The sequence below is a fragment of the Halostagnicola alkaliphila genome (assembly GCF_055379965.1).
Window position 1 is genome coordinate 1,577,726 of sequence record NZ_AP043826.1, and the last position, 14,891, is coordinate 1,592,616.

A 14,891-nucleotide genomic window follows, 5' to 3' on the forward strand; every position below is an offset into this window, starting at 1 on the left:
TAGTGGCGTATCCGTGGTCTAACGCTTCGTAACGCGAACCGTTCATCAGAAAGTCGGCATGAAATGACGCGCTCCTCCCATATGTCATACGTTACCAAATTTTATAACACCCCCGTCCGTATCGTCGTCTGTGGGCCGACGAAATCGGTCCCTGTACCGAAATGAGTTCCTCGCCACCAACAACCGAGACGTTCGAAGTCGATCTCTCCCGAGACGAACAGTGGGTCGTTCACGACGTGGTGGCACGACGTGTCGACGACGCCATCGACGATGACGAGATTCCGCCGACCTGGGCGCTCGAGGTCGTCGAAACGATCGAATCCGATGGGAGAACGTTTACTCGCGAGCAAGCGAACCGCGTTCACGAGATTCTAGCGGACTATATCGAAGCGCCGGAGACACCCCCTTCTGACATTGATCACGGCAGAATCGTCCTCGGGCGTCTCGAGGCCGCCCTTCCGCAACTCGGCGATCGATAGAATCGGTTCAACCGGTCGTTTTTTCACCTGTAAAAAGACGAACCTCCCTACGTCCGTGTCGTCGCCCAGACGGCAGTCACCGCGAGGAGGACGGCCGGCACGAGCGGTAAAATCAACAGCGCGAACCGATAAGCGACGTCCATGGGCCAGAACATGATCGCGAGCGGCGAGATAACAAACGCGTAGACAATCACGCCGACGAGTACCCAGCCCCGTTTCCCGAACTCCCGATCCGCTGCTTCGGGATGGACGGGATCCTCGAGCCACTCTTCGTCCGCCGATTCCTTGCCCGATCCAGCCGGTTCGTCGTCAAAATCGGCGGGATCGTGAACGTATCCGCTGTCGTCGCTCGAGGTCACACCTGCGTGTTTAGAGCGTGCCATCAAAGGGCTCACGGTTCCGGATCCTTCGGGTCTATCTGACCGCTGGCGAGGGGGTTCGACAACCATCGCAAGTACCCCGCAACTCCGTCCTTCTTCGGCGCTCTCACGATCCCATTTCGTGAGTCGATAACTTTGCAGCACAAACTAACTTTGTACTAGAAAGTATTTTGTGCTATGCGGGTGTCGGGTACTGACGAAAGAGAATGGCAACACAGACGACAGCCGACGAACACGAACCGGAGTTTACGGACGCTTCGCGCTCGAGACGGTGGCTCACGCAGGTAAGGGCGTTCGCCGAGCGAAGCCTTCGCGAGGTATCGAACAGCTGGATACTGCTCGGAACGGTCGTAGCGCTCGCCCCCGGTATGCAGTTGCTCTTTAGCATGCAAGGCGGCGATATTCCGGACGCGATGCTCGCGAGTTGGGCGGTTGGTACCGGCGTCTTCGGCGCGGTGTACATCTGCCTGTACGTGTTCGGGTATCAACTGGCGACGGACCTCGAGGATCGGCGGTACGAGGCGTACCGATCCATGCCGATCTCCCCGTCGGCGGATCTCGGCGGACGAATGCTCGCCGGCTTCTGTCTCGCCGCCGTCGCGTTCGGATTGACACTCGTTGCGGGAGTGGTTACGGGTGCCTCTTTCGAACTCCGCGGACCCGAATCGATACCCATTATTCTCGTCGCGTTCGCGCTCACCTGCGTGTTCTGGATGATCGTCGCGCTCCCGTTCATCGCCGCCGCGAAGAACGAACGCGTCGCCGAGTACGCGGTTCCCATGATCGCCGTCGCCGGATACGTCCTGACGGGTCTCAACGGCGTCAACACGGAGATGTCACCGATCGACGGCGAACTGATGAACTACCTCCCGAACACGCTTCCGACGCGATTGTTGGTCTATCACCTCGTCCCCGGCGAGGAGTGGACCGAGATCGGCGCGGCTCCGCCGGCGCTGCCCGCGGGACCCGAATATCTCCTCGTACTTTCCGCCTACGCCGTGATCGCACTCGTCGTCGGAACGGTTCTGCTGAATAAGGTCCTCTACAAACGGGGGTGGTGGCCGTGAGTCAGCCGTCCGTTCTCGCAAGGGGCCTCGAGAAGTCATTCGGCGACGAACGCGTTCTCGAGGGCGTCGACCTCGCCGTCGAGTCGGGCGAACTACTCGCGGTGTTGGGGCCGAACGGCGTCGGCAAGTCCGTGCTGTTTTCCTGTCTCGCGGGGAGTCATGTGCCGTCCGCGGGGACGGTCGAGGTCCTCGGCGAGGATCCGGTAACGCGCTCCGATACGACGAGTTTCCTGTTACAGGATGCACTTTGTGTCGACCGACTCACCGGCCGAGAGAACCTTCGGTTCTACGAGCAACTCCATCCGAAGTTCACCGACGACTGGCGCGAGTACGTCGACGTCCTCGAAATCGAAACCGACCTCGAGAAACCCGTCGAAGACTACTCGGGCGGCATGGTGCGAAAACTCGAGTTGGCCATCGCCTTAAGCATCGACGTCCCGCTGTACCTCCTCGACGAGCCGACGGCGGCGCTCGACCTGTCAATGATCCAGGTCGTCCACGGCCTGATTCGTGAGAAACAGGCCGACGGAAAGACGGTTATCGTCTCGAGTCACCGCCCGATGGACGCCGATATCGCGGACCGAATCGCGTTCGTCGCGGACGGCCGAGTGATGACGACGGGATCGCCCGACGCGCTGTTCGAATCCGTTCCGCGGGTCGTCGAGACGACGCTCTCGAACTCGGAGCAACTCGCCGCCGTCGTCGCCGGGGGCGAGGTGTTTCAGGGGAACGGGACGATTCGCGGTTTTCTCCCGGCCGACGAGCCATCCGACGACCAGCAACCGAAGTCAGAGACGAACGCCGCTCTCGAGACGTACCAGGCACTCGAGGTCGTCGATCCGACGTACACCGACCTCTTTAACTATTACACGAACAGTGCCTCGAGTAACGACGATATCGAATGAGTGACCAAGACGTCGATCCCGAAGCCCTACAGGAGGAGCTCGGACAGATCAAGGAGGCGATGGGCCTGCGAACCGAGTACCCCTACTGGTGGCGCTTTTGGCTCGTCGAGGGGATCGGCGTCGGACTGCTCTTTCCGCTCTTGCAACTCGGACTCAACGACGGCTTCGCGTGGTGGCTCATCGCAACGATAGCCGTTGTCTTCCTCGGTCATCAGATCGTTCTCTGGAACATCCAATCGAACTACGAGCGGCCGACGAGCGGCGTTCCGAGCTGGGACTTCTGGCATTACATCATCTTCGCGGGACTGATTGCGGCGGTAATCGGAACTCGACCGTTTCTCAGCGAGTTCGAGGGCGAGACCCTCACCCTGGGATTAGTTATTGTAGGATCGTTGATGGGTATGGCCTACCTCTACATGGGTCAGCTGCTCGAGGCCCACAACATCAGACGAATCGACCGGTACGCGTTCTACGGCGGCGGCGTGTGGATCCTCGCTCTCGTCGCGACGATTCCGTACGTCTCCCTCGTCGAGAACTGGGAGTTCGCCGTCTTCGGGGTCGGATACGCCCTCTACTGTATCGTCGCGTACGTCACCATCTCACGACGCTATTAGATAATGGAATTCGACAAACTCGTCCACCAGCCGACGCGGCTCCAGATATTCGCGTATCTCTATGCGAACGGAGAGACGAGTTTCACCGACCTGAAAGACGACCTGGAGATCACGGAGGGGAACCTCGCGAGTCACATCGAACGAATGGAAGACGAGGAATGCGTTGCCGTCGAAAAACAGTTCGTCGACCGAAAGCCCCAGACGACCTATCGGCTCACTGAACACGGAACCGAACTGTTCGAAGCACACGTCGAAACGCTCGAGAGTTTGATCAACAGTCTCGAGACGTGAGGTGTCGGTGAGACGCCAGCCTGACGGAGAAGCGATACCCGTGCACCGATCGGGGCCTCCTCGCGATGGGACAGCGTTTTCCCCTCTCGCGGCCGAACACATTTCCATGACTGCAGGAAGCGACGAGCGATCCCAGAGCGACGAATCCGATTCGAGCACCGAACTCGGTATCGCCGTCGTGACGATCACCTCGAACGGGACGATAGAGGAAGACGAAGCTGGCGGTGCAATCGTCGACGCCTTCGAAGCCGACGGGCACCAAATCGCCACGCGGGAACTCATCGCGAACGGCCACGACAACGTCCAGTCGAAAATCTCCCGACTCCTCGACCGGGACGACGTCGACATCATCGTCACCATCGGCGGCACCGGCATCGAACCCGACGACGTGACCGTCGAGGCCGTCGATCCGTTGCTCGAGAAGGAGTTACCGGCCTTCGCCGATCTGTTCCACCTCGTTTCCTACGACGAAATCGGGACGAGCGTGGTCGCCAGCCGGACTCTCGCCGGCGTCAGCGAGCAGATACCTGTATTTTGCTTGCCAAACAATCCAGACGCAACACGGATCGCGACCGAATCGATCATCGTCCCCGAAGCGGATCGACTCACAACGCTGGCGAACGGAAAGGGACGGGAAAAATAGCTTACGGTCCGTTCAGCTATCTTCTCGATCGAGACCGGTGGACGACCGTAACTACCCGTATCTGAATACAAATCCTCAACACAATTGACGGACAGTTTCAAGATATGAGTCCGCCGTCCAAACAGGAAATACGCGACCGCATCTGGGACGATCTCGAGGAGAGCGGTGAAGCCAGATTTCCGTTCCCGCCACACGGGCGTATACCCAACTTCGCCGACGCGAAATTGGCAGCTGAACGGTTAGCTGAACAACCCGAATGGCAACGGGCCGAGACGATCAAGGCCAACCCCGACGCGCCGCAGTTGCCGGTCCGTCGGCGGGCCCTTCGGGAGGGGAAAACCGTCTATATGGCCGTCCCTCGACTCCGCGACGAGAAGTGTTTTCTTCGACTCGATCCCGACGAACTCGAGGATTACGACGACGCGACGACGGTCTCGGGATCGTCGAAACACGGCGACCAGGTCGGCCCCGAAGCCGTCGTGGAGATCGATCTGATCGTTTCCGGAAGCGTTGCGGTCGGAACCGGCGAGCAAAATTCGAGCGCCGGTGTACGAATCGGGAAAGGCGAAGGATACAGCGACCTCGAGTACGCGATACTCCACGAACTCGATCTCGTCGACAGTGAAACGCCGGTCGTCACGACGGTCCACGAACGACAGTGTGTCGACGACGAGATTCCGACCGACGAACACGACGTGCCGATGAACGTGATCGTCACGCCTGACCGGGTGTATCGGCCAGCCGACTCCTTCGACGATCAGGGACCAACCGGTATCGACTGGGAGCTCCTTTCGGACGAGCGTCTCGAGGAGATTCCAGTGTTGAAGCGAATTCGAGACTGAACGGACCGAAGAGTAGGGGGGATTTGAGAAGAACGCCCGGCCAAGTATGATGCAGTCAGGTGGGGTGCATAGACTGCGTTGGGCCGGGCGCTCGCAAACACAGACAACTGCAGGATCCAATGGGTGATCCGTTGAGGATCCACGTCGGGACGTAGTGTCCCGACAGCCATCCGAAGAGCGACGCGGGTCGGTGCAGTGAGCCCGCGTCGGCAAAACGGTGTGGCAATGGTGGGGGAAGGGTGCTGTGGTGGGGTTGCTGGAAGTCACGGGTTCAAGGCGGTGGGTGCCTTTGTGTGGGTGTGCCCGTCGACCTCCACTTCTGGATATTGCCGTATCCTACTTGAACGATGGCGATGGTATTCGCCTCTTATGCCGAATTACCACGCAATTAACCACAGTTCAAAACGCCAATTTCACCGAATAGATCGTTTATAACGGAGATATGCGGATTATACGGGCTGGTTGAGACGTGGCGGTTCAATCGACGAGTTCTTCCGCGATCATTGCCGGATCCATCAGCTCCGGATCCAGCGCGAGGTCGAGTTGTCCACGAATGAATTCCGGAATCGAATCCCGTGCGTAGACGACCGTCCTGAGGTCGTCGTTGAGATCGATCGCGATCGGGACCGTCGTCGACTGACCGACGTCGGTCAGCACGTACAGATCCGTCTCGACGATCCCTGCCTCTTCGAGCTGCGGACGGGTGAGGGGCCCTTCGAGGCGGGTTACGGTGACGCCTTCTTCTTCGAGCGCCTCGGCGAGTCGGTCTTCGTCCGGCCCGGAAACGATTGCATCCATACTACTCGTACTCAATGGTCGCCGGCGGTTTGTGTGTAACGTCGTAAACGACCCGCGAGACGGTTTCGTTTTCGCCGGTAATCCGCGATTGAATCCGCTGAAGGGTTTCCCAATCGATCTCTTGGGCGCGAGCCGTCATCCCGTCGCGGGACTCGACCGATCGAACGGAGACGACCCAACCGTGGACTCGATTGTCGCCTTTGACCCCGGTGGCTTTTCCGATTACTGCCGCCAGAGCCTGCCACGGCTCGTACTCCTCGAGTTCCTCTTCGACGACGTGACAGGATTCGCGAGCGACCTCGAGCTTTTCGTCGGTGACCTCACCGATGACCCGAACGGCGAGTCCGGGACCGGGGAACGGCATCCGTTCGGCGACGAGTTCGTCGAGGTCGAGCGCTCGAGCAACCTCGCGAACTTCGTCCTTGTAGAGGTCCCGAACCGGCTCGACGATGCCGTCGAAATCGACGACATCCGGCAGTCCGCCGACGTTGTGATGGGACTTGATCCCGCCTTCGGATTCGATCCGGTCGGGGTAGATCGTCCCCTGGACGAGGTAGTCCGCGTCGGCCTCGGTTGCCTCGCGTTCGAACTCTCGGATGAACTGCTCGCCGATCACCGACCGCTTTTCCTCGGGGTCGGTGACGCCAGAAAGCGCCTCGAGGAATCGGTCTTTGGCGTCGACGATGCGGAGACTGTCCATGTAGGAGAACGTCTCGCGAATCTGGTCCGTCTCGCCTTTACGCATCAGGCCGGTGTCGACGTAGACGGGCGTCAGCTGGTCGCCGATCGACTCGTAAGCGAGGGCTGCGGCGACCGACGAATCGACGCCGCCCGAGAGGGCGATAACCGCGTTCGCGTCGCCGATTTCGCTTTCGATCTCTTCGACTGCTTCGGGGACGAACGTGTCCGTATCTACCATTAGTAAGTTACCTCTTGTCCGTTCTGCGTGTCCGAATCCGCTTTTGTGTCCGCCTCTGGCTCTTCGTCCGCGTTTCCGTCCGCCGTTTCCGCGAGAATCGATTCGACGAGGCCGAGGAACGGCGGGCTCGTCTCACCGGGACGGGAACTGTACTCCGGATGGAACTGCGTTCCGAAGAAGTAAGGGTGGTCCTCAAGTTCGAGGATCTCCATCCGATTGCCCGCCGTTCCCGAGAACGACAGCGGCTCGTCGGCGAAATCCTCGAAGTACTCGGGATTGACCTCGTAGCGGTGGCGGTGTCGTTCCGTACAGGACGTGCCGCCGTAGATTTCCTCGGCGAGCGTTCCCGGTTCGATCTGTGTTTCGTGCGAACCGAGACGCATCGTGCCGCCCATATCCTCGACCTCGTACTGTTCGGGGAGGATGTCGATGACGGGATGTGGGGTCTCCTCGTCCATTTCCGCCGAATGCGCACCCTCGAAGCCGAGCACGTTACGGGCGTACTCGACGACGGCCATCTGGAAGCCGAGACAGAGACCGAGGAACGGCACGTCGTTCTCGCGAGCGTACCGGACCGCGTTGATCTTGCCCTCGGTGCCCCGCATTCCGAAGCCGCCGGGGACAATGATCCCGTCGACGTCCGCGAACTGTCCGTCGTGACCCTCTGCCATCTCGTCGGCCGCGACCCAGTGGACGTTGACGTCGACGCCGACCTCGAAGCCGGCGTGTTTCAGCGATTCGTGGATCGACATGTAGGCGTCCTCGAGATCGTACTTGCCGACGAGCGCGATGTCGATTTCGCCCGACTTCTCCGTCGTGACGACCTCGCGCCACTCCTTCGTTCGTTCGCCGGAGGGGAGCGCCTCGTCCTCGAGGTCGAACTTCTCGAGGACGAAGTCGTCGAGCCCTTCCTCCTCGACGACGAGTGGGACGTGATAGACGTCCTCGACGTCGGGGTTCGAGAACACGGCGTCGGTCGGAATGTCACAGAACAGCGCGATCTTCTCTTTGGTTTCGGGGTCGAGCTTGTCGTCGCACCGACCGACGATAACGTCGGGTTGGAGTCCGATCGAACGGACTTCCTTGACGCTGTGTTGGGTCGGCTTGGTCTTTTGCTCGCCGTTTTTCGAGTAGGGAACGAGCGTGACGTGGGCGAAGAGGATGTCCTCTTCGTCTTCCTCGTGGGAAAACTGGCGCAGAGCCTCGAGGTAGGGCATCCCCTCGATGTCGCCGACGGTTCCACCGACTTCGACGAGACAGACGTCGCTTCCCTCCGCAGCCTCTCGAATGCGGCGTTTGATATCGTTGGTGATGTGTGGGATTATCTGGACCGTCTTGCCCAGGTAGTCGCCCGCCCGTTCTTTCTCGATGACGTGCTGGTAGGTCTTCCCCGTCGTAATGTTGTGATCGAACGTCATGTCGATGTCGAGGAACCGCTCGTAGTTCCCCAGGTCGAGGTCGACTTCTCCCCCGTCTTTGAGCACGTAGACTTCCCCGTGCTGATAGGGATTCATCGTCCCCGCGTCGACGTTTAGGTATGGATCGATCTTCACCGCGGTGACGTCGAAGCCGGCATTCTTCAGGAGACGGCCGGTGCTGGCGGCCGTGATCCCTTTGCCGAGTCCCGACATCACCCCGCCGGTGACGAAGATGAACTTGTTCCCCAGTGTGGGGTCATAATTAGTGTCCGAGTCCGTCGGCATACCGAGTGTGCGCGCGAGCGGTTGAAAACCATTTCGGGATGGTAGCCGCTCCGCGAATCAGTGTCACTCTCTCGCCGGCGAGTTCGACTGTTAGGATGATGCCTTTGCCCCGGTTGTTCACCCACAATCATGAGATCGTCGCCCACCAACCATGAAGAACTACGTACCCGCCGTTCGACCGTGTCGCTATGACCGATCTTCGAGTCAGTGTCGGCGACCGCGAACTCGAGGCGACCTGGAACGAAGCCGCCCCGAAAACCCGAGAAGCGCTCGAGAGCGAACTACCGATAGAGGGCGAGGCCGTCCGCTGGGGCGACGAACTGTACTTCGACGTTCCGCTCGACGTGCCGCCCGAAAACCAGTCCGAAGCGGTTCCCGTTGGCTCGATCGCCTACTGGCCGACGGGGAGCAAGCTCTGTCTGTTTTGGGGGCCGACGCCCGCGAGCACCGACGGCGAACCGCGGGCGGCCGCGCCCGTCAACGTCGTGGGCCAACTCGAGGACGTGTCGCCACTTTCCGATCTCGAGGGCGGTGCGCGAATCCGGTTCGACCGCCTCGACGGCAAAAACTGAGCCGTGTAGTCAAATCGCCGCTATTTGCCCCAGAACGGGTCCCGCTTGCGCTGATTCTCGAGGTACATGTTCAACGCCTCGAGTTCGTCGCCCGGGATTTCGTCTTTCAACTCCTGTTCTAAGATCTTGGCGTGCTTTTCGGGGACCTCCATCCAGAGTTCGTCGCCTTCCTTGATCTGTCGGCCGACGGTCGGGCCGTCGATGGCGACGGAGACGCGGTTACCCGCGCGGGCTTCGTCGACGTCCTCGCCCTGCTCTTGAATCCCTTTGACCTGTCCGACCCGTTCGGTTTCGTTGCCGTCCCACTTGACCACGAAATTGTTGTTCTGGATCGTACCGGCGTTGACTTCGACGCCGACGACCGCCGGATCGTTCTGTCGGAACGTGTGGTCCGGCAGAATCCGGAACCGCGCCGGTCGAGAGATGTTCTCGAGGATCGTATCCTGTTGGGCTCGCTCGAGTTCCGCGATGTGGTCGTCGTACTCATCGACGAGCTGGTAGATGACCTCGTCAGTGAACAGCTTCACGTCGTCCTGCTCGGCTCGCGTTTTCGCGTCCGCGAGCACGTCGACGTTGAATCCGAGGATCGCCCGCTGTTTCGGATCCTCTGCCGTCGAGGCGATGGAGATGTCCCGCGGTGCGACATCGCCGACCTCCGCGCGGACGATCGGGATCTCGGCCTCGCCGAGCGCGTCGGCCATCGCCTCGAGACTGCCGAGGGTGTCGGCTTTGACGACGACGCCCTGCTCTTCGGTGTCGACGGCGATATCGGCGAGTTCGGCGCGCACCTCGTGGACGACATCGTCGAGATTCCGATCTCGAACGACGCGAACCGGCGCGCCGGCCATCGCGTTCTCGAGTTCCGGAGCTGCGATTTTGATACCCGAAGCGGCCTTGACTTCGTCGACTTTTTCGAACCGACTTTCGGTGCGGATCTCCGCGAGCGGTCGTGGCTGGAGTAACGCGCGGACTTCGGTGACGATCGGCTCGTTCTTTCCGCCGACGACGATCGTATCGTCGGCTCGAATCGTGCCGTCGTACAGCACCATGTCGATGGTCGTCCCGAACCCTTTCTCCTCTTTGACCTCGAGGACGGTCCCGACGCCGGGTCCGGCTACGTCGATTTCCATCTCCTCTTTCATGTACCGCTGGGAGAGCCCCATCATCACGGCCAGCAGGTCGGGGACGCCCTCGCCCGTCATCGCGGAGACGGGGACGACGCCGACGTTTCGCTGGAAGTTCTGGACCCGCCAGTAGAGGTCCGCCGAGAACCCTTCGTCGCTCAACTCGCCGATTATCTCGTAGAGGCTCTCGTCGAGTCTCGAGGCCGCGCGATCCGATTGGGCGTCGTAGGTGTCGTTGATCGGCATGTCCTCGTTCGGGTTCCAGCCCGGAACGGTGTCGATCTTGTTCGCCGCGACGATGAAGGGCGTCTCCGAGCGTTTGAGGATATCGAGCGCCTCGATCGTCTGCGGCTGGAAGCCGTCGTTGACGTCGACGACCAGGATCGCGATATCGGCGAGGGCACCACCGCGCGAGCGAAGCGTGGTAAAGGAGTGGTGTCCCGGCGTATCGATAAAGAGCAATCCGGGCAGATCGAAGTCGTCCGGGTCGACGAGGTCGCCCGCGATCGTCGAGATGATATCGAGGGGCACGGCAGTAGCACCGATGTGCTGCGTGATCGCGCCTGCTTCACCCTCGATAACGGCCGAGCCGCGGATCTTATCGAGGAGGCTTGTCTTTCCGTGATCGACGTGTCCGAGAACGGCGACGATCGGCGTTCTGAGAGATGTGGGGTCGTGTGTGTCCGTGTCCGACATGGTGAACCACCAGAGAAGGTCTTGGGTAAACGGTCCGTAGGACGGTAGTTAAACCCATCGTCACAACTCCGATAGTATGGGTGAGAACGTACCGAACGGAGCGGGATCGGTTGAACGAGACGGACAGTCGTGTATCGAACAATTACAATGCTTTCCAGGACGATTGGAGCGATCGATCCACACCGAGAACGTGGATTAGTCTCACCCCACAATAGTTGCTGAGAGAACAAGTGTTACCAGGAACTGATACAGAGCCTCCATGGTATTTATTATCGACTAGTCTGAACGGTAGGGTATGAGCGATATACTCGCCGAAAACCTCTCGGGCAAGTCCGTCATGGGTTCCGACGGAGTTGAACTGGGAATGCTCTACAACGTCACGATGGATATCAAATCAGGCAAACTTCACGACCTCGTTATCGACCCAGACGAGGAGTTACCGAGCCACGCGGTCGATTTCGACCGCGATGACACCGGCCGGTTTCGCGTGCCCGTCAGCCGCGTCCAGGCTGTGAAAGACTACATTGTCGTCAAGCGCTAACGGTATGTACATTCTCGATTCCTCGGCTTTTATCCACGACTTTCATACGACAGAACAGTCTGCAACTATCCCGCTCGTCCGCGAAGAACTCGAGGACGAGAGCGCCTATCGCTACGACGCGATGGAAGGCTCCGGAATGCACATCCACATTCCGAACGAGGACACCACCGAAAAAGTCGAACGCGCCGCTCGAGAATCGGGCGACTTCGAGACGCTCTCGAGGACTGACATTCGACTCGTCGCGGCGAGTTTCGAACTCGACGGCGTGCTCGTCACCGACGACTACGCCATGCAAAACGTCGCGGAGAAGTTACACGTCGACGTCGAAGTGATCGCTCGAGAGGGGATCGAAGAACAGCGCGATTGGCTCTTCCAGTGTCAGGGCTGCGGTCGGGAGTTCGACGACGAGAAAGACCGCTGTCCGATCTGTGGATCCGGACTCGCGCGGAAAAATCCGAGCTAAGCAACGAGACTGATCTGACAACGCTACTTGTTCTGAACCAGAGCAGGAACGAACGTTCGACGCGGTGGATCGTTCGCGAGTACGAGAAGTATCCTCGACGAGCGACTGGTGCTTGCAACCCAAACCACGCCAGCACAGTCGGCACTCGACGGCCGATCGAACGCTTTCCAGTGAGCAAAAACGGTGCGACGGCAAGAACGGGACGAACAGCAACTCGTTACACAAGAACGACTCGTTACAGCAAAAACGGGACGAACAGCAACGCGTTGTAGCTGCCGTGGACGAGCGCGGGGACGACCAGGTTATCCGTGCGCTCGTATATCGTCCCGAGGACCAACGAGAGCGCGAACACGCCGGCCAGACTCGCGAGCACTTCGCCCGCGCCCGCGGTCGCGTAAGCGCCGATGTGGACGGACGTAAAGACGACACTCGCGACGATAACGGCGCCGTACCGGGAGAACGTGTCGTACAACCGTTTCTGGATGACGTTTCGGTACAGCAGCTCCTCGAGCGGGCCGACGATCAGTACCATCGCCGGGATGATAACCAGGGCGAGTTCGACGTTTTGCTCGACGGCCGCGGAAGTGCTGTGTTCCGCGGAGTCGACGCCAGCGCCGGACATCAGAATCGAAACCGCGATGTTCGCGCCGAAGATGAGTATCAGTCCGAGGATCGTCCACCCGACGGTCCTGAGCGTCGGCATCTTGACGTCGATGTACGACAGGTCGTACCCCCGGAGTACGAGATAGCCGACAGCGACCGTTCCGAGTCCGAGTCCGAACGAAGTGTAGCTGATCGCCTGCCACTGTAGTTCGGTCAGTTCGCCGACCACCGCGAGCACCGGCAGTGCGACGAACAGTATCACGACCTCGATTGCGAGAAGGCCGACGAATCCGAGGGCCCCCATCTCGAGAAAGCGGGCCGTCCGCTGGCTCAACCCCACCGCGGAGATGCCGGCGTAGTCCGCGATTGCGACGGCGAGGGCAGTGGCTCCCGCGAGGAACGAGCCGAAGACGAGCGAAATCGACCAGCCCAGTTCCGGGAGGATCACCGATCCCGGCGTCCCGATCATGATCGCACCGGCCGAGCAAACGACGACGAGAGCGCTGGATCCGACCGCGACGGGGCCACCGATGCGACGCTCGAGGATATCGTGGCGTCTCGCGAGAAACCCGCCGACGGCGAGGACGGCGAAGACGGCACCCGCCCAGATCGCCGGCTCGTCGACTCCCTGACGGATCGGGATCAGCAGACACACCATCGCGAGGGTGGCGACGATCGTTCCGACGGCGGGAACGCCGTCGGCTTCGGCCGTACTCCCGTCGCCATCAGCCTGCGCTGTCCGGCTCATACTTGGATTATTTGGCGGATCTACATAGGGACACCGCATCCGGATGTGGTGTCGTCACCATGGCAGGGCACATTTGTGTCCTCGATCATCGCTCGACGCGGAGCGTCGTCTTCTCGGCGACGGCGTCGGCTTCTTCGAACTCGCCGCCACCGAGCAGGCCGCGAGTCGCGTTCTTCGCCCACTCGACGGCCGGCTGATTGAACGCGTTTACGTCGTACAGTTCGCCGGCGAGCACGCAGGCGGCTTCCATCCCGTACAGCAACCCGCCGAGTTCGCGTTCGTCGACCGTCTCGAGTTCGATTCGGACGTTCGGACGACCGGCAGCGGCCAGGCTAGCCTCGGTCGCCTCGAACTCCGCCTCGAGCAGTTCGCCGAGGGTCGAGTCGCCGAGGTAGGCGAGTTCGTCGACCGCGGTCGAGGGGATCTGACGATCGGACCGCTCTCGAGGCGTGACGAACGTGACGAGCTTGTCTCGCGGCCCGGCTCGATACAATTGGAGCTGAGAGTGCTGGTCGGTGACGCCGAGCGCTCGCACGGGCGTCTGGCCGAGGTCGTCCTTGCCCAGGCTCTCGGCCCACAGTTGGGCGAACCACTCGGCGTAGGTCTCGAGCGACTCCGCGTAGGGCACCATCGCGTTGATTCCGGCACCGCGAACGTCGAGCGCGTAGGATGTCGCCCCGTAGGCGTAGGCGGGACACTCGAACAACGACCCAGAGAGCGTTTCGGATTCGGCTCGAGCACCCTCGAGAAGCGCCTCGAGGTCGTGGCCACAGACTGCAGCGGCGACCATGCCGACGGGCGAGAGCGCGGAGAATCGACCGGGGACGCCGTCGGGTACCTTCAGCTTCGGCAGATCGTGTCGCTCGGCGAGATCGGAGAGGGGGCCGGAATCGCCGGTCGTCACGATCGTCCGTTCGGTCCAGTCGACGCCGGCGTCCTCGAAGGCCTCCCGAACGACGAGGAAGTTCGCCAGCGTCTCCGCCGTGGTTCCGGATTTCGAGACGACGTTGATCGCCGTTTCGGAGAGTGGCAGATCCGCAAGTTGACTCGTCACCCACGCCGGATCGACGTTATCGAGAAAGACCGTCTCGGTGTCGGACTCGAGCGCATCGGCGATCGTCGCCGCGCCGAGCGCACTGCCGCCGATGCCGATCGTTATCAGCGCCTCGGCGTCGGAGACGGGGTCGACTGCCCGCCGAATCTCGTCCGGGTCGGTTCGTCTCGGGAGGTTCAACGCCGCGTAGCCGTGCTCGTGGTTTTCCCTGCCCGTTTCGATTCGCTCGTGGGCTTGCCCGACGCGATCGTCGAGTCGCTCGAGACCACCTCGAGAGATTCCCGGCGAAGCGACCGATGCGAGCGCGTTGCCGATGTCGACGTCCATGCGCGAGAGCGCGAGGGCCGCGCGTAAAGTCGTTCCGTCATCCGATCATTCGAGAGTACACGAACTCGACATCGCTATCCGGACTACCCACGCGAATCAGCAACCCAAGCCATCCACCGACG

The 14,891-nt window shown here is 60.8% G+C and carries 17 protein-coding genes; 10 read left to right on the top strand and 7 right to left on the bottom strand.

Going from position 1 to position 14,891, the window contains the following annotated elements; genetic code table 11:
* Positions 1-161 precede the first annotated feature (161 nt).
* The gene (locus tag ACZ5C7_RS12945; RefSeq protein ID WP_464376719.1) at positions 162-479 is read left to right on the top strand and encodes a DUF7853 family protein; all 318 of its coding nucleotides are present in this window, start codon (positions 162-164) and stop codon (positions 477-479) included.
* 47 nt (positions 480-526) lie between these two features.
* On the opposite strand, the gene ACZ5C7_RS12950 is transcribed toward ACZ5C7_RS12945, so the two are convergent.
* On the bottom strand, positions 527-838 hold the full coding sequence (locus tag ACZ5C7_RS12950) for a hypothetical protein (RefSeq protein WP_464378446.1): 312 nt from the start codon (positions 836-838) through the stop codon (positions 527-529).
* 227 nt (positions 839-1,065) lie between these two features.
* Here ACZ5C7_RS12950 and ACZ5C7_RS12955 point away from each other — a divergent pair, with 227 nt between their 5' ends.
* The 6 genes from ACZ5C7_RS12955 to ACZ5C7_RS12980 all read left to right on the top strand — a co-directional run bounded on the left by ACZ5C7_RS12955 (position 1,066) and on the right by ACZ5C7_RS12980 (position 5,221).
* On the top strand, positions 1,066-1,926 hold the full coding sequence (locus ACZ5C7_RS12955; RefSeq protein ID WP_464376720.1) for an ABC transporter permease: 861 nt from the start codon (positions 1,066-1,068) through the stop codon (positions 1,924-1,926).
* Positions 1,923-2,831, top strand: coding sequence for an ABC transporter ATP-binding protein (locus ACZ5C7_RS12960; RefSeq protein WP_464376721.1), 909 nt, complete (start codon positions 1,923-1,925; stop codon positions 2,829-2,831). Before ACZ5C7_RS12955 ends, ACZ5C7_RS12960 begins: the two co-directional genes overlap by 4 nt.
* The gene (locus ACZ5C7_RS12965; RefSeq protein ID WP_464376722.1) at positions 2,828-3,445 is read left to right on the top strand and encodes a hypothetical protein; all 618 of its coding nucleotides are present in this window, start codon (positions 2,828-2,830) and stop codon (positions 3,443-3,445) included. The genes ACZ5C7_RS12960 and ACZ5C7_RS12965 overlap by 4 nt, the downstream gene beginning before the upstream one ends.
* 3 nt (positions 3,446-3,448) lie before the next feature.
* Entirely contained in the window at positions 3,449-3,736 is a 288-nt protein-coding gene (locus ACZ5C7_RS12970; protein ID WP_464376723.1) for a winged helix-turn-helix domain-containing protein, read from the top strand.
* 106 nt (positions 3,737-3,842) lie between these two features.
* Positions 3,843-4,379: a MogA/MoaB family molybdenum cofactor biosynthesis protein gene (locus tag ACZ5C7_RS12975; RefSeq protein WP_464376724.1), complete on the top strand. Its 537-nt coding sequence runs from the start codon at positions 3,843-3,845 to the stop codon at positions 4,377-4,379.
* A 104-nt stretch (positions 4,380-4,483) separates the two neighbouring features.
* Complete coding sequence (locus tag ACZ5C7_RS12980; RefSeq protein ID WP_464376725.1) at positions 4,484-5,221, top strand: 5-formyltetrahydrofolate cyclo-ligase; 738 nt, start codon at positions 4,484-4,486, stop codon at positions 5,219-5,221.
* Between the two features lie 477 nt (positions 5,222-5,698).
* On the opposite strand, the gene ACZ5C7_RS12985 is transcribed toward ACZ5C7_RS12980, so the two are convergent.
* From ACZ5C7_RS12985 to pyrG, 3 genes are read right to left on the bottom strand one after another with little or no spacing between them, the layout of a single operon-like run.
* The gene (locus ACZ5C7_RS12985; protein ID WP_464376726.1) at positions 5,699-6,019 is read right to left on the bottom strand and encodes a DUF7126 family protein; all 321 of its coding nucleotides are present in this window, start codon (positions 6,017-6,019) and stop codon (positions 5,699-5,701) included.
* A 1-nt stretch (position 6,020) separates the two neighbouring features.
* A complete protein-coding gene (guaA, locus tag ACZ5C7_RS12990) occupies positions 6,021-6,938 on the bottom strand; it encodes a glutamine-hydrolyzing GMP synthase (protein ID WP_464376727.1) in 918 nt (305 codons plus the stop codon).
* Complete coding sequence (pyrG, locus tag ACZ5C7_RS12995; RefSeq protein ID WP_464376728.1) at positions 6,938-8,641, bottom strand: glutamine hydrolyzing CTP synthase; 1,704 nt, start codon at positions 8,639-8,641, stop codon at positions 6,938-6,940. Before pyrG ends, guaA begins: the two co-directional genes overlap by 1 nt.
* Positions 8,642-8,829: 188 nt before the next feature.
* Here pyrG and ACZ5C7_RS13000 point away from each other — a divergent pair, with 188 nt between their 5' ends.
* Positions 8,830-9,213 carry a cyclophilin-like family protein gene (locus tag ACZ5C7_RS13000; protein ID WP_464376729.1) on the top strand — a complete coding sequence of 128 codons (384 nt, stop codon included), beginning with the start codon at positions 8,830-8,832 and terminating at the stop codon, positions 9,211-9,213.
* Between the two features lie 20 nt (positions 9,214-9,233).
* Here the strand turns inward: ACZ5C7_RS13000 and infB are convergent, their stop codons facing one another.
* A complete protein-coding gene (infB, locus tag ACZ5C7_RS13005) occupies positions 9,234-11,033 on the bottom strand; it encodes a translation initiation factor IF-2 (protein ID WP_464376730.1) in 1,800 nt (599 codons plus the stop codon).
* A 295-nt stretch (positions 11,034-11,328) separates the two neighbouring features.
* Between infB and ACZ5C7_RS13010 the strand changes: the two genes are divergently transcribed.
* Complete coding sequence (locus ACZ5C7_RS13010; protein WP_283834325.1) at positions 11,329-11,574, top strand: PRC-barrel domain-containing protein; 246 nt, start codon at positions 11,329-11,331, stop codon at positions 11,572-11,574.
* Between the two features lie 4 nt (positions 11,575-11,578).
* Entirely contained in the window at positions 11,579-12,037 is a 459-nt protein-coding gene (locus tag ACZ5C7_RS13015; RefSeq protein ID WP_464376731.1) for an NOB1 family endonuclease, read from the top strand.
* Between the two features lie 235 nt (positions 12,038-12,272).
* On the opposite strand, the gene ACZ5C7_RS13020 is transcribed toward ACZ5C7_RS13015, so the two are convergent.
* Positions 12,273-13,388, bottom strand: a complete 1,116-nt coding sequence (locus ACZ5C7_RS13020) for a lysostaphin resistance A-like protein (RefSeq protein ID WP_464376732.1) — start codon at positions 13,386-13,388, stop codon at positions 12,273-12,275.
* A gap of 85 nt (positions 13,389-13,473) precedes the next feature.
* Entirely contained in the window at positions 13,474-14,769 is a 1,296-nt protein-coding gene (locus ACZ5C7_RS13025) for a glucose-6-phosphate isomerase (RefSeq protein WP_464376733.1), read from the bottom strand.
* Between the last annotated feature and the right edge of the window lie 122 nt (positions 14,770-14,891).